Source organism: Bradyrhizobium sp. WSM4874 (assembly GCF_055811835.1).
Genome location: NZ_JBVVPR010000018.1, coordinates 30,054 through 49,352 on the forward strand (window position 1 = coordinate 30,054; position 19,299 = coordinate 49,352).

The 19,299-nt window shown below is 63.4% G+C and carries 14 protein-coding genes; 6 read left to right on the plus strand and 8 right to left on the minus strand.

Annotated features, from left to right (window positions below):
- Positions 1 to 98 precede the first annotated feature (98 nt).
- Complete coding sequence (locus AC0L3P_RS19605) at positions 99 to 878, minus strand: enoyl-CoA hydratase-related protein (protein ID WP_473304129.1); 780 nt, start codon at positions 876 to 878, stop codon at positions 99 to 101.
- A 209-nt stretch (positions 879 to 1,087) separates the two neighbouring features.
- Between AC0L3P_RS19605 and AC0L3P_RS19610 the strand changes: the two genes are divergently transcribed.
- The gene (locus tag AC0L3P_RS19610) at positions 1,088 to 2,362 is read left to right on the plus strand and encodes an acyl-CoA dehydrogenase family protein (RefSeq protein WP_473304131.1); all 1,275 of its coding nucleotides are present in this window, start codon (positions 1,088 to 1,090) and stop codon (positions 2,360 to 2,362) included.
- A 197-nt stretch (positions 2,363 to 2,559) separates the two neighbouring features.
- Here the strand turns inward: AC0L3P_RS19610 and AC0L3P_RS19615 are convergent, their stop codons facing one another.
- Together AC0L3P_RS19615 and AC0L3P_RS19620 are read right to left on the minus strand one after the other, a co-directional pair.
- The gene (locus AC0L3P_RS19615; protein WP_473304133.1) at positions 2,560 to 4,140 is read right to left on the minus strand and encodes a fatty acid--CoA ligase; all 1,581 of its coding nucleotides are present in this window, start codon (positions 4,138 to 4,140) and stop codon (positions 2,560 to 2,562) included.
- Positions 4,141 to 4,376: 236 nt separating this feature from the next.
- The gene (locus tag AC0L3P_RS19620) at positions 4,377 to 5,249 is read right to left on the minus strand and encodes an SDR family oxidoreductase (RefSeq protein WP_473304135.1); all 873 of its coding nucleotides are present in this window, start codon (positions 5,247 to 5,249) and stop codon (positions 4,377 to 4,379) included.
- A 116-nt stretch (positions 5,250 to 5,365) separates the two neighbouring features.
- Between AC0L3P_RS19620 and AC0L3P_RS19625 the strand changes: the two genes are divergently transcribed.
- Positions 5,366 to 6,175: a crotonase/enoyl-CoA hydratase family protein gene (locus AC0L3P_RS19625; RefSeq protein ID WP_473304137.1), complete on the plus strand. Its 810-nt coding sequence runs from the start codon at positions 5,366 to 5,368 to the stop codon at positions 6,173 to 6,175.
- A 141-nt stretch (positions 6,176 to 6,316) separates the two neighbouring features.
- Positions 6,317 to 7,861, plus strand: coding sequence for an acyl-CoA synthetase (locus tag AC0L3P_RS19630; protein ID WP_473304140.1), 1,545 nt, complete (start codon positions 6,317 to 6,319; stop codon positions 7,859 to 7,861).
- A 45-nt stretch (positions 7,862 to 7,906) separates the two neighbouring features.
- On the opposite strand, the gene AC0L3P_RS19635 is transcribed toward AC0L3P_RS19630, so the two are convergent.
- A complete protein-coding gene (locus tag AC0L3P_RS19635; RefSeq protein ID WP_275170560.1) occupies positions 7,907 to 8,470 on the minus strand; it encodes a MarR family transcriptional regulator in 564 nt (187 codons plus the stop codon).
- Between the two features lie 384 nt (positions 8,471 to 8,854).
- Between AC0L3P_RS19635 and AC0L3P_RS19640 the strand changes: the two genes are divergently transcribed.
- Together AC0L3P_RS19640 and AC0L3P_RS19645 are read left to right on the plus strand one after the other, a co-directional pair.
- Positions 8,855 to 9,259 (plus strand): YccF domain-containing protein, encoded by a 405-nt coding sequence (locus AC0L3P_RS19640; protein WP_275170561.1) that lies wholly within the window; start codon positions 8,855 to 8,857, stop codon positions 9,257 to 9,259.
- A 63-nt stretch (positions 9,260 to 9,322) separates the two neighbouring features.
- Positions 9,323 to 10,072 (plus strand): chemotaxis protein CheB, encoded by a 750-nt coding sequence (locus AC0L3P_RS19645; protein ID WP_275170562.1) that lies wholly within the window; start codon positions 9,323 to 9,325, stop codon positions 10,070 to 10,072.
- A gap of 780 nt (positions 10,073 to 10,852) precedes the next feature.
- Here AC0L3P_RS19645 and AC0L3P_RS19650 read toward each other — a convergent pair.
- A complete protein-coding gene (locus tag AC0L3P_RS19650) occupies positions 10,853 to 11,770 on the minus strand; it encodes an NADP-dependent oxidoreductase (RefSeq protein ID WP_473304144.1) in 918 nt (305 codons plus the stop codon).
- 1,238 nt (positions 11,771 to 13,008) lie between these two features.
- Here AC0L3P_RS19650 and ppc point away from each other — a divergent pair.
- Positions 13,009 to 15,798: a phosphoenolpyruvate carboxylase gene (gene ppc / locus AC0L3P_RS19655; RefSeq protein ID WP_354056392.1), complete on the plus strand. Its 2,790-nt coding sequence runs from the start codon at positions 13,009 to 13,011 to the stop codon at positions 15,796 to 15,798.
- A gap of 60 nt (positions 15,799 to 15,858) precedes the next feature.
- Here the strand turns inward: ppc and AC0L3P_RS19660 are convergent, their stop codons facing one another.
- The 3 genes from AC0L3P_RS19660 to AC0L3P_RS19670 all read right to left on the minus strand — a co-directional run bounded on the left by AC0L3P_RS19660 (position 15,859) and on the right by AC0L3P_RS19670 (position 19,298).
- Positions 15,859 to 17,022 (minus strand): SMP-30/gluconolactonase/LRE family protein, encoded by a 1,164-nt coding sequence (locus AC0L3P_RS19660; RefSeq protein ID WP_473304147.1) that lies wholly within the window; start codon positions 17,020 to 17,022, stop codon positions 15,859 to 15,861.
- A 115-nt stretch (positions 17,023 to 17,137) separates the two neighbouring features.
- The gene (locus tag AC0L3P_RS19665) at positions 17,138 to 18,052 is read right to left on the minus strand and encodes an SDR family oxidoreductase (protein WP_247288650.1); all 915 of its coding nucleotides are present in this window, start codon (positions 18,050 to 18,052) and stop codon (positions 17,138 to 17,140) included.
- A 106-nt stretch (positions 18,053 to 18,158) separates the two neighbouring features.
- Positions 18,159 to 19,298 carry a thiolase C-terminal domain-containing protein gene (locus AC0L3P_RS19670; protein ID WP_473304150.1) on the minus strand — a complete coding sequence of 380 codons (1,140 nt, stop codon included), beginning with the start codon at positions 19,296 to 19,298 and terminating at the stop codon, positions 18,159 to 18,161.
- Position 19,299: the final 1 nt, after the last annotated feature.

Consider the following 19,299-nt stretch of genomic DNA (forward strand, 5'->3'; position numbering starts at 1 on the left):
ACATCGTCATGCCCGGGCTCGTCCCGGGCATCCACGTTCTTCGCGCCGTGCGGTGAGGCGTGGATGGCCGGGACAAGCCCGGCCATGACGGAAACAGTTTACTTCCCCATCCATTTCGGCGGCCGCTTCTCCGAGAACGCCTTCGGTCCTTCGATGTAATCCTGCGAGGCCACCATCGCCTTCACCGCCGGATACTCCCGCTGCTCCTCGATCGCCTTCTCCAGCGACACGCCAAGCCCCTTCTGAATTGCCTGCTTCGAGGCGCGGATCGACATCGGCGAATTCTTGGTGATCATGTCGGCCCAGCGCAGCGCGGCCGTGAGCGCCTCGCCCTGCGGCACCACCTCGTTGACGAAGCCGAGTTCAAGACCTTCCTTGGCGCTGACATGGCGCGCGGTGAGGATCATGCCCATGGCGCGCTTCAGCCCGATCTGGCGTGGCAGCCGGTGCAGGCCTCCGGCGAGCGCGGCAAGCCCCACGCGCGGCTCGGGCAGGGCGAAGGTCGCGTTCTCCGAGGCAATGATGAGGTCGCAGGCCAGCGCGATCTCGAAACCGCCGCCCATGGCGACGCCATTGACCGCGGCGATGATCGGCTTGTCGCAGTCGAAGCGCGCGGTGAGGCCGGCGAAGCCACCCTTGTCCCAGCCGCGCTTGCCGCCGGCTGCCTGCCACTTCAGATCATTGCCGGCGCAGAACGCCTTGTCGCCGCTACCTGTGACGATCGCGATCCACTGCTCGGGATCGGCGGAGAAATCGTCGAACACCTTTTGCAGCTCGAAATGCGCATCGGTGTGCAGCGCGTTGTAGACCTCGGGCCGAGACAGCGTGACGATCGTGATCGGCCCCTTGCGTTCCACCTTCGAGAACTTCAGCTCCATGGTCGCTCCCGCATTTTCTCGTGAAGGAATATTGCGGCTATACTAGCGCGCAGGCGCGTTTCAACACCATCGAATTGCGCGGGCGCGCCTTGCGCCTCTCACACATCTCGCATCGCTTGACTTGCGCGGACTCTTCTCACCTTAATCGTGAGAAGCAAAAGTGCGTATAGCGCCTTAACGCAAAACGAAAAATCATCCGGGAGAGAACCGTGGATTTCTCACTGCCTGCCGATCTCGTCGCCTATCTCGCAGAGCTCGACCGTTTCATCGAACGCGAGATCAAGCCGCTGGAGGAGGCCGACGATAACATCCGCTTCTTCGATCATCGTCGCGAATGGGCGCGCACCGATTTCGAGAATGGCGGCCTGCCGCGTCACGAATGGGAAGCGCTGCTGCGCAAGGCCAAGGATCTCGCGGACGCTGCCGGTCATTTGCGGTTTCCGGTGCCGAAGCAGTATGGCGGCAAGGATGGCTCCAACCTCTGGATGGCCGTGATCCGCGAGCATTTTGCCGCCAAGGGGCTCGGCCTGCACAACGACCTCCAGAACGAGCATTCCATCGTCGGCAACTTTCCTGTCGCCACCATGCTCGACCGCTACGGACGCGACGACCAGAAGGCGATGATCGACGGCTCGATCAAGGGCAAGTACCGCATCACCTTCGGCCTGACCGAGCCGCATCACGGCTCGGATGCGACCCATATGGAAACGCGCGCAGTGCCGGCGACCCGCGACAACGTCAAGGGCTGGATCATCAACGGCGAGAAGATGTGGACGACCGGCATGCATGTTGCCACGCATTGCGCGCTGTTCGCGCGCACCAGCGGCAATGACGGCGATGCGCGCGGCATCACCTGTTTCCTGGTGCCGGCGAAGAGCGATGGCGTGAAGATCGAAGAGTACATGTGGACCTTCAACATGCCGACCGATCATCCGCGCGTCAGCTTCACCGACGTGTTCGTGCCGGAGGACGCGCTGTTCGGCGAGGTCGGCCGCGGCCTGTCGCTGGCGCAGTGTTTTGTCCACCAGAACCGCATCCGGCAGGCGGCGAGTTCATTGGGGGCGGCGGTCTACTGCATCAATGAAAGTGTAAAGTACGCGCGCGAGCGAAAGCCGTTCGGCAAGGCGCTGGCCGAGAACCAGGCGATCCAGTTCCCGCTGGTCGAGCTGGCGACGCAAGCCGAGATGCTGCGGCTGCTGATCCGCAAGACCGCCTGGGAGATGGACAAGCTCACCGAGGAGCAGATCGAGCGCACGCTCTCCGACCGCGTCTCGATGTGCAACTACTGGGCAAACCGCCTCTGCTGCGAGTCCGCCGACCGCGCCATGCAGGTCCATGGCGGCATGGGCTACTCACGCCACAAGCCGTTCGAGCACATCTACCGCCACCACCGCCGCTACCGCATCACTGAGGGCAGCGAGGAGATCCAGATCCGCAAGGTGGCGGGATTTTTGTTTGGCTATATGGGGCCGGGGAAGCATTAGGGGATTGTCGCGAGCGAAGCGATCCAAAGTCTTTCCAGAGAGACAGTCTGGATTGCTTCGTCGCAAGGGCTCCTCGCAATGACGGCGGAGAGAGGCGCGCATCTGCCTCCACACCGTCATTGCGAGCGAAGCGAAGCAATCCAGAGATGTCGCCATGGACGGAGCTCCCGATTGCACGATCGCTTCTCAAAGCGAGCCTAATTCACCCTTCTGTCCTTCCCCGCCCAATACGGCTCCCTCAGCTGCCGCCGCAAAATCTTGCCGCTTGGATTCCTCGGCAGCGCCGGCAAAAACTCCACGCTCTTCGGCGTCTTGAACCCGGCGATACGCTCGCGGGTGAAATTGATGATGTCGGTGGCGCTGGCCTGCTTGCCCGGCTTCATCACCACGACGGCCTTCACTGCCTCGCCCCATTTGTCGTCGGGGATGCCGATCACGGCAGCCTCGGCGACGTCAGGATGATCGCACAGCGCGCTCTCGACCTCGGCCGGGTAGATGTTCTCGCCGCCGGAGATGATCATGTCCTTGATGCGGTCGTGGATGTAGAGGTAGCCGTCCTCGTCCATGTAACCGGCGTCACCGGTGCGCAGCCAGCCGTCGCCGCGCAGCGTCGCGGCGGTCGCTTCCGGCAAATTCCAGTAGCCTGCCATGTTGGAGCCCGAGCGCGTCGCGATCTCGCCGACCTCGCGCGGCGGCAGCGGCTTGCCGTCGACATCAAGGATCGCGATCTCGACGCCCGGCAGCGCCTTGCCCGCCGAGCGCATCCGCTCCAGCCCCTCGACATGATCCTCCGGCGGCAGCGCGACGATGGTGCCGGTGGTCTCGGTCATGCCGTACATCTGCACGAAGCCGCATTTGAAGATCTCGATGCATTCCTTCAGCAGCGCCGCCGGGATCGGCGAGGCGCCATAGAGCATGTATTTCAACCGTGAGAAATCGACCGTCTTCGCGCGTGGCTGCCGCACCACGAACTGCATCGCGGCCGGCACCATGAACAGCTTTGTGATGCCGGACTGTTCGAAGAAATCCAGCACCTTGGTCGGATCGAACTCGCGCGCGATCACGCCGCGGGCGCCGTGATAGAGCCCCATCACGCCCCAGCCGGAGCCGCCGATATGGAAGATCGGCATCGCGACCAGCGACACGTCGTCGGTCGACCACCGGTTCCACTCGGGCTTGTCCTCGGCATTTCCGGTCTGCACGAGGTTGAGGAAGTTCGCATGCGACAGCATCGCGCCCTTCGGCTTGCCTGTCGTACCTGACGTGTAGAGCTGGATCGCAATGTCCCGGGGGTCGATCGGCACCTTGGGATCGTCGCCACTCTGTGCATCGCGCCAGGCTGTGAAATCCTGCCATTCCGGTGCGCCGCCTTCGGTGGTAATGACGCTGCGCACGCCCGGCAACTGCTCCTTGATCTGGCGGACCTGGGTGATGAACTCAGGCCCGACGAACAGCACCGGCGCTTTGCAGTCGCTCACGATGAAGGCGACCTCGGGGCCCGCGAGCCGCCAGTTCACCGGCGCCATTACCACGCCGGCCTTCATGGCGCCCATCAGCAGCTCGAAATAGATGTCGCTGTTCTTGCCGAGATAGGCGATGCGCTCGCCGCGTTTCACGCCCATCGCGATCAGCGCATTGGCGACGCGATTGGTGTTGATGTCGAACTCGGCGAAACTGGTGACGTGGCCTTCGAACTCGAAGGCGATGGCGTTGCCGCGGCTCTTGGCGCGCTCGCGCACCATGTCGGCGAGGTCAGCCAATGGCTGTGTGGTGGACATGTCTCTCCCGTGACGTCTTGTTTTTATGGTGGGGAGTGTGGCGTCATCCGCGGGCGATGACAAGATGGGAGAAGTTCAATGGCGGTTTCGTGTCCCGGACGCGCTGCAGCGCTCTCGCGCTGCTGCGCAGAGCCGGGACCCATTCTATCGACGTGCAAGAAACGTGGGCCCCGGCTCAGCAGCGCACCACGCCGAAGGCGGCGCGCTGCGCTGCGTCCGGGGCACGAGAGAGCGAACTACCCCCGCTTCGCCCGGTCCTTCTCGTTCTGCGCCATGATGCTCTCGCGCGCGGTTTTCCAATCGTCGTCGCTCCAGTCGCGGAGCTGGTAGAAATTGCCGCCCATCGCGAGCGCCTGCGCGCCGTCCATGGCGATGGTCTCGCCGCTGATCCAGTCGCAACCGCCGGAGATCAGGAACACGGCGACGTTCTGCAATTCCTCCATGGTGCCGACGCGGCCCATCGGGTTCATCGCCTTGGTGCGCGCGCCGGCTTCGTCGCCGGGCTTGATGCGCTTGCTCATGCCCTCGGTCGGGATCTCGCCCGGCGCGATCGTGTTCAGCCTGATGCCGTAGCGGCCCCATTCGGTGGCGAGCGACATCGTCATGGCATGGATCGCCGACTTGCTCATCGCCGACGGCACCACGTAAGGCGAGCCGTTGCGCACCCAGGTCGTGGTGATCGAGACGACGTTGCCGGGCTGCTTCAACGCGATCCAGCGCTTGCCGACCGCATGCGTCACGTAGAATGTGCCGTGCATGACGATGTTGGCGACGGCGTCGAAGCCGCGCGGCGACAGTTCTTCGCTGCGCGAGATGAAATTGCCGGCGGCGTTGTTGATGAGATCGGTGAGGGGGCCGTCGCGAAAGATGGCCTCGATCATCTCCTCGACGGCGAGCGCGTTGCGGATGTCGACGCCGTGGCTGCTCACGCGGCCGCCATACTCGGCCATCAGCTCGGTCGCGGTCTCGTCGCAGACGATCTTGCGCCGGCCGCAGATATGCACCTCGGCGCCGAGCTGGAGAAAGCGCGCCGCCATCGACTTGCCGAGCCCGGTGCCACCGCCGGTCACGAGGATGCGCCGTCCCGCCAGAAGATTTTCCTTGAACATGGCTGTTTCCCCTGTCGCGATTGTCGGTTAATTGATCGATTGACTAAATCCGGCCGCCGGCTTCCTGTAAAGCGGCACCGAACAAGAACAGCAGGGAACCAGGGGAGAATTCATCCATGGAAGAGCGCGTCTCGATCTCGATCTCGGAAGGCGTTGCCGACGTGCGGCTGGTGCGCGCGGACAAGATGAATGCGCTGGATCAAGCCATGTTCGAGGCGCTTGTTGCCGCAACGGACCGGCTTTCGAAGGACAAGAGCGTGCGCGTTGTCGTGCTGTCCGGCGAAGGCCGCGCCTTCTGCGCCGGTCTCGACATGGGGCGTTTTGCCGCCATGAAGGAAAAGGGCGGCAACGGAATTCCGGGTGGCGAAAATCGCGACCTCACCGCGCGCACGTACGGCCAGGCGAATTTTGCGCAACAGGCCGTGTGGGGCTGGCGCCAGCTTCCGGTCCCGGTGATCGCAGCAATCCAGGGCGTCGCCTTCGGGGGCGGCTTCCAGCTCGCGCTCGGCGCCGACATGCGCTTCCTCACGCCCGATGCGCGGATGTCGGTGATGGAAATCAAATGGGGTCTGGTGCCCGACATGGCCGGCACGCCGATCCTGGCTTCACTGGTGCGCGATGACATCTTGCGCGATCTCACCTACACGGGCCGCATCTTCTCCGCGCAGGAGGCGATGGCTTACGGTCTCGCCACGCGCATCTGCGACGACCCGCGCGCTGCCGCGTTCGACGTCGCGCGCGAGATCGCCGGCAAGAGCCCCGATGCGATCCGCGCCGCCAAACGCCTGCTCAACAATCTCTCGGTCGATCCGGGCCCCGCGCTGCTCGCCGAGTCCGTCGAGCAGCAGAAGCTGATCGGCAGCGCGAACCAGACCGAGGCGGTGCGTGCCAACCTGGAGAAGCGCGTGCCGAAATTTGCGGACTGACTCTTGTCTCCGTCATGGCCGGGCTTGTCCCGGCCATCCACGTTCTTTGGCAAGGCGACGAAGCAGAACGTGGATCACCGGAACAAGCCCGGTGATGACGACCAACTGGCACCGCTACTAATTAACAAAGAAAAATCAACAATGAGCGAAATCTCAAATTTCCTCGGCATCGTCTCCGGCGAGCGCAGCCGCTCCCATGCCGACGTCGCCAACCGTGCCGACCGCATCGCCGCTGGCCTCAGCAAGATCGGCGTCAGGCAGGGCGATTGCGTCTGCATGCTGATGCGCAACGACATCGCCTTTATCGAAGCTGCCTACGCCGCGATGCGGCTGGGCGCCTACGGTGTGCCGATCAACTGGCACTTCAAGCCGGAAGAGATCAACTACATCCTGAACGATACCGGCACCTCCGTGCTGATCGGCCATGCCGACATGCTGCATGCCTTGCGCGATGAGATCCCGAAAGGTGTCACCGTGCTCAGCGTGCCGACGCCGCCGGAAATCCTGTCCAGCTACAAGATCGATCCCGATCATCTGAAGACGCCGGACTTCGCGATCGATTTCGAATCCTGGCTCGCGCAGCATCAGCCCTATGACGGACCGATCGTGCCGCAGCCCATGAACATGATCTACACCTCGGGCACGACAGGCCATCCCAAGGGCGTACGGCGCAATGCGCCGACGCCGGAACAGGCAGCCGCCGGCGAGCGCATGCGCGCGATGATCTATGGCCTCAAGCCCGGCGCCCGCACGATCCTGCCGGGCCCGCTCTATCACTCCGCGCCGAACTCGTTCGGCATCCGCGCGGGAAAACTCGGCGGCGCACTGGTGCTGATGCCGCGCTTTGAGGCCGAAGAATTTCTCGAGCTGATCGAGCGCTACAAAATCGACACCATCTTCATGGTGCCGACCATGTTCATCCGCCTGATGAAGCTGCCGGAGAACGTGCGCAAGCGATATGACGTCTCCTCGCTGCGCCATATCATCCATGCCGCAGCACCCTGTCCGGCGGACGTCAAGCGCGCCATGATCGAATGGTGGGGGCCGGTGATCTACGAATTCTACGGCTCGACCGAATCCAGCGCTGTCACCTTTGCGACCTCCGAGGACGCGCTGAGGAAGCCCGGCACTGTCGGCAGGATTTCGCCCGGCGCCGAGCTACGCTTCATCGGCGAGGACGGGCGCGTGCTGGGCGTCGGCGAGATCGGCGAGATCTACTCGCGCATGGCCGGGATGGCCGATTTCACCTATCACAACAAGCCGGAGAAGCGCGCCGAGATCGATCGCGACGGCTTCATCACCTCCGGCGACGTCGGCTACATCGACGAAGACGGCTACGTCTTCATCTGCGACCGCAAGCGCGACATGGTGATCTCGGGCGGCGTCAACATCTACCCGGCCGAGATCGAGTCCGTGCTGCACGCCGTGCCCGGCGTGCATGATTGCGCGGTGTTCGGCATCCCCGATGCCGAGTTCGGCGAAGCGCTGATGGCCGTTGTCGAGCCGCAGCCGGGCATCGCGCTCGACGCCGGCGATATCCGCGCGCGGTTGAAGGCCTCACTCGCCGACTACAAGGTGCCAAAGCACATCGAGATCCGCACCGGGCTGCCGCGCGAAGATTCCGGCAAGATCTTCAAGCGCCGCCTGCGCGATCCCTATTGGGAGCAGGCGGGGCGGAAGATCTGACCGAAGACAGACGAAAAGCCTCCGCCAGGAAAGGCTGCCAAACGCTCAGGTGCGCCTCTCGAAATGGGTGCAGAGCAATTCTGTTTCTTTGAGGGCCAGTTCTTTTCGAAACAAACGGCATTCGAAGTGACTGCCCTTCTGCTTGCTTCTTTCTGCCAAGAACATGCACTCGCTGCAAACGTCTGTATGATGCCGCCTTAGCGCAGTATCGAGACGGAGAAGGGCCTGCCGGAGTGCATCGCGTAGTCGCGTTCTGTCGGCAAGCTCGAGTATCACAACCTGATCCCGAAGGGCACTGATCGGATCGCGATCGAGAAACTTCGTGCCCTGTGGCGTCACGGACAGCGCGATCGAGCGCTTGTCTTCCGTCGACGCCTTGCGCGTCAGCAGTCCTTTTTCTGCAAGTACGGCGGCGATCTGGGATGCGCTCGTCCGAGTCGTGCCTAGATAGGTTGCCAGGGCGCTCGGAGTTTTCGAGAATCTGTTTGCGCGCGCCAGGAAGCGAAGTGCCATCCATTCGCGGTCGGTCAAGCCGGAGCGGTGGCCCTCAAAAAGCCATGTGCCCGCAGACTGCACCAACAGCTCGATGACCTCGTTTGCCACTTTCATGAAAGCCCCATCGTCGACCGCGCGCAGGACACCCCCCGCAGACTCAGCCTCCTCGTTTTGCGAAACTCAATTCCAACACACGGGGACTGCTTGTTTCCGGTATAAAAATACCGACAGGCGTTCTGAAGCGGCCGCTTCCGCAGCTGCGCTCTATGCCATTTTTTCCCGATTGCCGATTTCCGATAGCGCGTCCGTTCCTGCAAGGGAACACCGTAGTTACCCGGTAACGATCACTTTCGAGGGAGGGTCGGCGATGCCCGCTGCGCTCGACCTCGCGCAAAGCGACGACGACATCGATAGCAATCGTGCGCCAACTTGCGGTCGTGAACCATGATCTCGGCGATCATGTTATATGAACGGGATCATCGACCTTCGGATCATCCCATGGCTCCCGTTTCCATCCTGCTGAACCTGCTCTGGATCCTCATCGGCGGCGCCTGGATGGCGCTCGGCTGGCTGGTCGCCGCGGTCATCATGGCGATCACGATCATCGGCCTGCCCTGGGCGCGGGCGGCTTTCAACATCGCGGTCTACACGCTGATGCCGTTCGGCTCGCGGGCCGTCAACCGCTATGAGGTCACCGGTGTCGAGGATATCGGCACCGGCCCGCTCGGGGTGATCGGCAACATCATCTGGTTCGTGCTGGCCGGCTGGTGGCTGGCGCTCGGCCATCTCCTCACCGCCCTGGCCCTCGCGATCACCATCATCGGCATTCCCTTCGCCTGGGCCCACCTCAAGCTCGCGGGCATCGCGCTCTGGCCGATCGGCAAGGTGATCGTGCCGGCTTGAAGCAAACTCGTGGGATGGGTAAAGGGCCAGCGAAACCCATCATCCGTCCGCCGATGAGGGCGCATGATGGGTTTCGCTGTGCTCAACCCATGCTACGCGCTCTCTAGTGAAGTCGCGAGACTAGCCCGATCCAAGCTCATTCGGACCAAACTTGAGGCAGATCAATCCTGTCGCAGTGCAGCCTGCCATTTTGGCGACATGCAGCCAAATCGAGCGGATGAGTTCGGGCCTTGTTTTGTCGCAATCGGCGCTTCCGGTGCTGAGGGCTTGCGCGATTTGGGGGACTTACTCGGAGCGCTTCCTGCCAATCTGGCCGCCGTCGTGCTTGTGGTCCTGCATCGCCCCAGCGACCGCATCAGTTATCTGCGTGAGGTGCTGGCGCGCCGGTCGATGCTGCCCGTGATGATACCGGACGAGGACGAGGAGTTCGAGGTTGGCGTCTGCTACGTCGGCGAACCTGCAGCGCACCTTTCTCTGGCGGCGCGAAGCCGCGTCCACCTGATTGAGGGCCCGCAAGACCAGTATCGCAATCGGACGGTTGACCTGTTGTTCACGTCTGTCGCAGCTCACGCCAGAAGGCGCGCGATCGGAGTTGTATTGCGCGGTGAGCTAAACGACGGATCGCGTGGCTTGGAGGCGATACATTTCGCCGGCGGCGTCACGATGGTGCTGGGGACGCACGGCGCCGCAACGCGCGGTATGCCTTTGAATGCGACGGAATATGATGGGCCTGTCGACTTCATCGGCTCGATCAGCGACATCGCTGCGGAAATCGTCCGCCGGATCGCGATCAGGGCCGTCAAGGCAGCCTAGAACTCGTAAGACGGGTAGAGCGCGAGCAACCCATCAAACCGTCCGCGATGACGAAGCATGATGGCTTCCCAAGGGCCCAACCCATCCGAGGTGTGCTGCGCCCGTTGCCGACCTAACGGAGCGGGAGTGCGTGAAGGCAGCTTCTGATTCGAAGTGGACCACGACTGCTTTCAACCGGGCATAGGTCTCCTGCCCCTCCGCAATGCGCCAGATTTCATTGCAACTTTTTCCCGGCTTCATTGTTGACGAGCGGGAGCGAACGCGGCCGCAATGTGCCGCGGCCGGCTGGCCCTTGGTTTCATTCTTATTGGGAGGCGATTGCATGAAGTGGCTTTGCTTGGTCGGCTTTGTGGCGGGGACCGTTGCTTTAATACCCTCACCTTCAGCTTCGGCGATGCCCGTTGCCAAGCCGGACGCACTGGGCGGGTCTCAGACTGACACCATCGAGGTCAAGGGCGGCCACGGACATGGCGGTGGCCACGGCTGGGGTCATCGCGGCGGCCGTGGTCATCATTACGGCTGGGGCAGAGGCCGAGGCCATCATTATGGCTGGCGGCACCATCACCGCTGGTAACCGTCACGATTGCACCAAACCGGAGTTGGGTGACCTACGTTTAATATGGACCGCGAAGCACATCCGGGAGCTTGAGGACCTAAGCTCGTGGGATGGGGTAGAGCTTGAGCGAAACCCATCAAACCGTCCGCCGATGACGAAATATGATGGGTTTCGCAAGGACTCAGCCCATCCTGCACGCTGCGTGCATCGATGGGCATGCTCCCTCAGGGACGAACGCGAATGATCGTATTCCCCTTGCGTCGCCTGGTCGGGTTTAAGGCGGTGATCGCATCGTCGAAGATCGAGATGTTGCCGATGTTTGTCCGCAATCGTCCGTCCCGCACCCGCTGGACGATCTCACTCAGTTGGGCACGATCGGCCTCGACGACAAAGTCGACCGTCAGGCTGTCGGAGGGTCGCGCCTCTGCGGGCCCGACGATGGTGACCAGTGTTCCTCCGACTCGAATCAATCCTGCGGACCGCTTCTGGATGTCACCGCCGATGACATCGAACACCAAGTCGACTTTGCCGATGTCTTCCAGGGCATCGTTGTCGAGGTCGACGAACTCCTTCGCGCCGAAGTCGAGCACTGTCTGACGGTCGGCGGCGCGTCCAGAGCCGATGACGTAGGCGCCGGCCTCTCGTGCGAGTTGCGTTACCATCGACCCGACTGCGCCGGCCGCGCCGTGTGCGAGGACGCTCTGCCCCGCCTGGAGACGGCCATGCTGGAACAGCCCTTGCCACGCGGTTAGGCCCGAGACCGGCAGGCTTGCGCCCACCGTGAAGTCGACGTCGCCCGGGAGCGGCGCGAGATTGCGTGCCTCGATCGCCACATACTCGGCGAGCGTGCCGTCGCGATACCAGTCCGCGAGGCCAAACACCCGCTGTCCTACCGACAACCCCGTAGTGCCATATCCGAGAGCGGTGACCACTCCAGCCAACTCATGCCCAGGAATCGACGGCGTTCGGTCACGCTCGAGGCGATCGGTCCAGGTCGAGGGCCACGTCAGCTCGGTCGGAACAAATCCCGACGCATGAACCCGAACAACGACGTCGTTTATCGATGCCTGCGGCTCGGGCCGGTCCACCAGCTTCATCCCGGCCGTTCCCGCGGCCCGTTCCGTTACAACGATCGCTTTCATGGGATTATCTCCTCGGTCATTGTCTCTTGATGCAACTGTTGCGGGCAGCTTAAGCAGAACGGCTATCCACAAACTGCCGGGCAGTGTGGAAGTGTCCGCGATCTGCGCTGTCTGCATTGACCGGCTTGTACTGAGACTGCCGATCGGGTTCGCTTCGGTCGCGGTACTAGCGGCTAGATGCGTCGCGCCTGGTCACGAAACCAGTACCAAGATTGCAAATTTTGGCTGTACCAGCGCATCAGGCGGCGCTCAGATTGAGCTCGTAGGATGGGGGAGAGCGTGAGCGGCACCCATCGATCCGTCCGCCGATGACGAACATATGAACGCTTTCGCAATCCTACGCGCTCTGCACTGCGATGCGAGCCCGCACAGTCAGTGCTACGCCCCCAATCCCTCGCGTTGCCTGACAGGCAAAACACGCCACATACAGGTCAAGCACACGTCCCGCAGATATTCTGATTGACCGAATTCATCTCTTCGGGTAAACCGCAGGCATCCTGGCCCGCTAAAAAGGGCGTTTCGCGATCGTCACGATACGTGAGCCGGGATGCGATGGACGCGGCAGCGCCGGCGCGTGACGAGGTGGCAGGGCGGGCGACCCCCGTGAGCCATCACGATCTGCGCGAACGACCCGGAGCTGTCACAGCGCTTCTTTTCGGCTTCGGGAGCGAGCACGCGCAAGCTTCCGGATGTTCGGGGAGGGACGTCCGCGGACGGCAAAAGCGTGTGGTCCTGACGCCCGGGGTCTGTGCGTCAAGGCTTGCGGTGATGTGCGGCCCGACCGGGTGCGCGCATCGATCATCCGCGAGGCGACGGGGGCAATAGTGCATCGCTCCCCGGGGAGAGCGCGCCATAAGCCGTAAAACCATTGCGCAGGGAAGGCCGGATGTTCCGGCATCACCTGTGGTCACCCCCGCGTGCGTTTTTCGCGTGCGGACCCTGGGTGCCAGCCGGCGCCCGGCCTTCCCTGCGCCCTTCTTCTCGACGAGGGCGAAACGGACAGCAAAACTCGGGCGCTCGCGCCGCGAGACCGCGGACGTGTGCAGTGATGCGTTACAGGCAAATCTCTCGTGCCCCGGCTCTGCGCAGCAACGCTTAAGGGCGCTGCAGCGCGTCCGGGACACGACCGCCCCCGGCGGTGTGCGCCGCCACGAAGTTCACCTTGCACTGCGGTAGAAAAATATCGCACACTCGGCTGAGCCGGGCAGTCAAGCGAGCTCGAACCAGGGGAGCGAGCCATGTCCCTCCAGACATTACCATCCGACACCGCCGACCAACGCCCCAACCGCCCCGAGGATGTCCAGGCGCTGGAGGCGGATGCGCGGATGCGCGACGACATCCGCCTGCTCGGTCGCATCCTGGGCGACACCGTGCGTGACCAGGAGGGCGCCGATGTGTTCGACCTGGTCGAGCGCATCCGGCAGACCTCGATCCGATTCCACCGCGACGAGGACCGGCTCGCCCGCCGCGAGCTCGAGCAGATCCTCGACAGCATGTCGACCTCGGAGACGGTGCGGATCGTCCGCGCCTTCAGCTATTTCTCCCACCTCGCCAACATCGCCGAAGACCAGAACAACATCCGGCAGATGCGCGCCAACAAGGGCGGCGGCTCCGGCGTGCTGGCCGAGACGCTCGCCCATGCGAGGGCGGCGGGCATCGGTGCCGATGCCCTGCGCAACTTCTTCAAGAGCGCGCTGGTCAGCCCGGTGCTGACCGCGCATCCGACCGAGGTCCGCCGCAAGAGCACCATGGACCGCGAGATGGAGGTCGCTGGCCTGCTCGATCGTCGCGAGCGCGTCGCGCTGACGGCGGACGAGGCGGCCGCCAGCGACGAGCAGCTCCGCCGCGAGGTGCTGACGCTGTGGCAGACCAATCTGCTGCGCCGGACCAAGCTCACCGTGCTCGACGAGGTCGCTAACGGCCTATCGTTCTACGATTACACGTTTCTCCGCGAGGTGCCGCGGCTGGTCAACGGGCTGGAGGACCGGCTGGAGGAGGGCGGCCAGCAGGCCGCGGGCGAGCTCGCCTCGTTCCTGCGCATGGGAAGCTGGATCGGCGGCGACCGCGACGGCAATCCCTTCGTCACCGCCGACGTCATGCGCGGCACGCTGCGGCTGCAGTCGAGCCGGGTGATGCAGTTCTATCTCAATGAGCTGCACGTGCTCGGCTCGGAATTGTCGATCGCGGCGCATCTCGCCGACGTCTCCGAGGAGCTGCGCACGCTCGCGGAGCGCTCGCCCGATACCTCGCCGCATCGGAGCGGCGAGCCGTATCGTCTTGCGGTCTCCGGCATCTATGCGCGCCTCACCGCCACGGCCGAAATGCTTCAGGTCGAGATCACCCGTCGGCCGGTCGGCAAGGGCGCTCCCTATGACAGCGTCGGGGAGTTCAAGGCCGATCTCGACGTGCTGCACCGCTCGCTGATCTCCAACAACGCCGGCGTCATCGCCCGCGGCCGGCTGCGGCTGCTGCGGCGTGCGGTGGACTGCTTTGGATTCCATCTGGCGCGGCTGGACATCCGCCAGAACTCGGCGGTGCACGAGCGCACCATCGCCGAGCTGATGGACGCCGCCAACCCCGGCATGTCGTATCTCGCGCTCGGCGAGGACGCCCGCATCTCGCTGCTCACCAATGAGTTGCGCTCGACGCGCTCGCTGGTGTCGCCATTCGTCAAGTACAGCGACGAGACCATGGGCGAGCTCAACGTCTTCCATGCCGCCGCCGAAGCGCATGCGAAGTTCGGCTCGGACGCCATCCCCCAGTGCATCATCTCGATGTGCAAGGGCATGTCCGACATGCTCGAGGTCGCGGTGCTGCTCAAGGAGGTGGGGCTGGTGCATCCCTCCGGGCGCAGCGCCATCAACATCGTGCCGCTGTTCGAGACCATCGAGGATCTGCAGGCGTCCTCCACCATCATGGACCGCATGCTCTCGCTGCATGATTATCGCCGCCTGGTCGACAGCCGCGGCAGCGTGCAGGAGGTCATGCTGGGCTATTCCGACTCGAACAAGGATGGCGGCTTCGTCACTTCGGGTTGGGAGCTCTACAAGGCCGAGATCGGCCTCGTCGACGTGTTCGAGCGCCATGGCGTGCGGCTGCGCCTGTTCCATGGCCGCGGCGGTTCGGTCGGTCGCGGCGGCGGACCGAGCTACGACGCCATCATTGCGCAGCCCGGCGGGGCAGTGAACGGCCAGATCCGCATCACCGAACAGGGCGAGATCATCTCGTCGAAATATTCCAACGCCGAAGTCGGCCGCAACAATCTCGAGATCCTGGCCGCTGCGACGCTGGAGGCGAGCCTGCTGCATCCGCGCCAGAGCGCGCCGCGGCGCGAATATCTGACCGCGATGGACGAGCTTTCAAACCTCGCCTTCAAGGCCTATCGCGGCCTCGTCTACGAGACCGACGGCTTTGTCGATTATTTCTGGGCATCCACGGTCATCAACGAGATAGCGACCCTCAACATCGGCAGCCGCCCGGCCTCGCGCAAGAAGACCCGAGCGATCGAGGATTTGCGGGCGATCCCCTGGGTGTTTTCCTGGGCACAATGCCGCCTGATGCTGCCCGGCTGGTACGGATTCGGCAGCGCGGTCGAGCAATGGATCGCGGAGCATCCCGACAAGGGCATGCCGTTCCTGAAAGAGCTCTACAAGGAATGGCCGTTCTTCCGCATGCTGTTGTCGAACATGGACATGGTGCTGGCCAAGAGCTCGATCGCGATCGCCTCGCGCTATGCCGAGCTCGTGCCGGATGAAGCGCTCCGCGAAAAAATCTTCGGCCGTATCCGCCGCGAATGGCATTCCTGCATCGAGACGCTGCTGGACATCATGGGCCAAGACCGTCTGCTGCAGGGCAACCCGCTGCTGGAGCGCTCGGTGCGCCACCGCTTCCCCTATCTCGACCCGCTCAACCATGTGCAGGTCGAACTGCTGAAGGAGCATCGCGCGCAGAACCCGGACGAGCAGGTGCTGCGCGGGATTCAGCTGACGATCAACGGCATCTCGGCGGGCTTGAGGAATACGGGTTGAGAAGCGAGTAGCGAACCGGCGCGCGTCCAAATTATTCGCTACTCGCCACTCTATTATTCTCTACGGCTTCATTGCGCCCTGTACGCTCGTGTAGACGGCGTAGAGCGATGTCGAGCCACAAATATAGAGCCTATTTCGCTGCTGACCTCCGAAGCACAAATTAGCGACCGTTTCCGGAATATGAATCTTGCCAAGCAAGTCGCCCGAGGGCGTATAGCAGCGTACGCCGTCTTCGTTTGCGTCCCCCCAGCCCACCGAGCACCAGACGCGTCCTTCGGTGTCGCAGCGGACGCCATCGGTGATGCTCGGTTTCGGCATCTCAGCGAACACCTTGCTGTTCGACACCTTTGCCCCGGCGACGTCGAGATCGAACACGCGGATATGGGATGGATTGTCCGGTCCGTCGGTGAAACCGGTGTCGCAGATGTAGAGCTTCTTCTCGTCCGGCGAAATAGCGAGTCCGTTCGGCTCCACAAAGTCGTCAACGACGACCTTGACGTCACCGGACTTGGGATCGACTCGGTAGACGTTCTTCTTCTCCTGCTCGGGCTCGGCCTTGATTCCTTCGTAGAAGCCGCCGATGCCGTAGGCCGGGTCAGTGAACCAGATCGCGCCGTCGGCCGTCACGACCGCATCGTTCGGCGAGTTCAGTCGCTTGCCGTTGAATTTGTCGGCAATGATGGTGATCGAGCCGTCGAGTTCGGTGCGCGTCACGCGCCGACCGCTGTGCTCGCACGTGATCAGGCGTCCTTCGCGATCGATCGTGTTGCCGTTCGAGTTCATCGAGGGCTGGCGATAGACACTGACGTGGCCGTCGTCCTCCGAGAAGCGCATGATGCGATTGTTCGGAATGTCGCTGAACAGCAGGTATCGCCCGGCCGCGAAATATACGGGCCCCTCGGCCCAGCGGAAGCCCGTTGCGACGCGCTCGACCGCCATGGTGCCGGCAAAGGCGGGAAAGCCGGGGGGCCCGAATGATGGCGGCCCCTTCTTGGCGGATTCCAAATGGGCGTCCGGATAACGGCTGCCCGGCAGTGGTCCCAACGGTAATGGCGCGGTCGATCTTGTCGGTGCACCCGTCTGGCCCAAGGGCGTTACGGACGCCCCCAGGGCTGCGGTCATGGTGACGCCCGTCGCCGCGACTGCTGCAGCGCCCTTCAGCAGGGTGCGGCGCGCGAGAACAGGCTCATTGACGTCGGTGGAGATGGTCAGTGGGTTTGTCATTAGTCGCCTCCCATTTTTTTGCTTGGGAGAAAACTGTCCGCCTGCAATCGGGCGTAAAGCGGGCGATCCCCGGCTGGACAACCGGAGATCGCAATGCAGCAAAAGTGGAATTCGCTTACACGGGATCCCAGGGAAAGATGTCGGCGGAGCGGTCGAGCTTGTAGAACGATCCCTTCAGCGCCGGCATGCCGTGTTCCGCGATCGATTGCGGCGTCCAGCCTTCGCTCCGATGCACCGAGCGCAGCGGACGGTTCTGGCTGAACAGGAACAGCTCATTCATGCGTGCGCCGAAGATCTGCCCGGAGACGTCCTTGGCGGCATCGGAGAGCAGATAGGCGCAGACCGGCGCGATCTTCTCCGGTCCCATCTGCTTGATCTTCTCGACGCGCGCCTTCTCGGCTTCGGTCTCGGTCGGGATAGTGCCGATCATTCGAGTCCAGGCGAACGGCGAGACGCAGTTGGAACGGACGTTGAAGCGGCCCATGTCGAGCGCAATCGACTTCGACAGGCCGACGATGCCGAGCTTGGCGGCGGCGTAATTGGCCTGTCCGAAATTGCCGATCAGGCCGGAGGTCGAGGTGAAGTGCACGAACGATCCGGACTCCTGCTCGCGAAAGATCCGCGCCGCGGCGTGGCTGACATAGAACGAGCCCATCAAATGCACCTTGATGACAGCCTCGAACGCTTCCACGCTCATCTTGTGGAAGATCATGTCGCGCAAAATGCCCGCATTGTTGACCACGCCGTCGAGCCGACCGAAATGATCGGTCGCGGTCTTCACGATCTTGCTGGCGGGAATGGCTTCGGCCACCGACTCGAAATTGGCAACCGCGGTGCCGCCGCGCTTCTTGATCTCCTCGACCACCTCCTCGGCGGGCGCGGCGCTCGTGCCGGCGCCGTCAGCGGCGACGCCGGGATCGTTGACAACGACCTTGGCGCCCTCGCCAGCGCAAAGCAGCGCGATCTCCCGCCCGATGCCGCGGCCTGCGCCGGTGACGATGATGACCTTGTCTTGCAGTGATTTGCTCATGTGGATGTCTCCTGTTTTGCCCGTCATTCCGGGATGGTGCGAAGCACCAGACCCGGAATCTCGAGATTCCGGGTTCGCGCTGCGCGCGCCCCGGAATGACGGTGCGTTACCTCTCGTTCGTAAACACGATCGTGCCTGACGCGGCGAACATGCCGCCGACGCCGTGGCACACCGAAATCTTCGCGTTGGCGACCTGCGCCGGCGCAATACCGCGCATCTGCCGCACGCTCTCCTGAAGCGCGTACATGCCGTACATGCCCGAATGCATGTAGCTCAAGCCGCCGCCATTGGTGTTGAGCGGCAGCTTGCCGCCCGGGCGCGTGTTGCCGTCGGCGATGAACTTGCCGGTTTCCTCGTGCGGCATGAAGCCGAGATCGCCGAGGCCGAACAGCGGCAAATGCGCAAACGCGTCGTAGATCATGAGATGATCGACGTCCTTATGTGCGATGCCGGCCTCCTTGAAGGCGAGGGGCCCCGCGGTCTTGAACGCGCGCGAGGAGTTGAACGTCTCCATCTGGCTGACCATCGGCGTCTCCACGCTCTCGCCGGTGCCCATGATGTAGACCGGCTTCCTTGGGAAATCCTTGGCACGATCGGCCGAGGTCAGGATCAGCGCGCCGCCGCCGTCGGTGACGAGGCAGCATTGCAGCAGGCGGAACGGATAGGCGATCATGCGCGAGTTGAGGACGTCTGCGACGGTGATGGGATCCTTCATCATCGCGCGCGGATTCTTCGCCGCCCATTCCCGCTGCACCACCGCGACCGAGGCCAGTTGCTCGTGCGTGATGCCGTAGGTCTTCATGAAGCGCAGCACGGGGATCGGGAACATGCTGGGCGGGCCGTAGACGCCGAACGGCGCCTCGAACTGGCCTTGCAGGCTGTCGGCGGGGATCGAACGCGGTGCCTTGCCGATCATCGACTTGCCGCTCTCGGCATGGGTGATCAGCACCGTCTTGCAGAGGCCAGCCTCGATCGCCGCGGCGGCATGGCGGACGTGCAGCATGAAGGAGCAGCCGCCGACCGAGGTGCCGTCCACCCAGGTCGGCTTGATGCCGAGATAGTGGCAGACTTGCTGCGGCGTTTCGACCGCGGTGGCGAAGCCGTCGATGTCGGACAGCTTCAGTCCGGCATCGGCAATGGCATTGAGCGCCGCGTCCGCGTGAAGCTGGAGCTGCGAGGCGTTGGGGATGACACCGAGTTCGGTGGTCTCGGCCGCGCCGACGACGGCAACCTGGTTGCTGCGCATG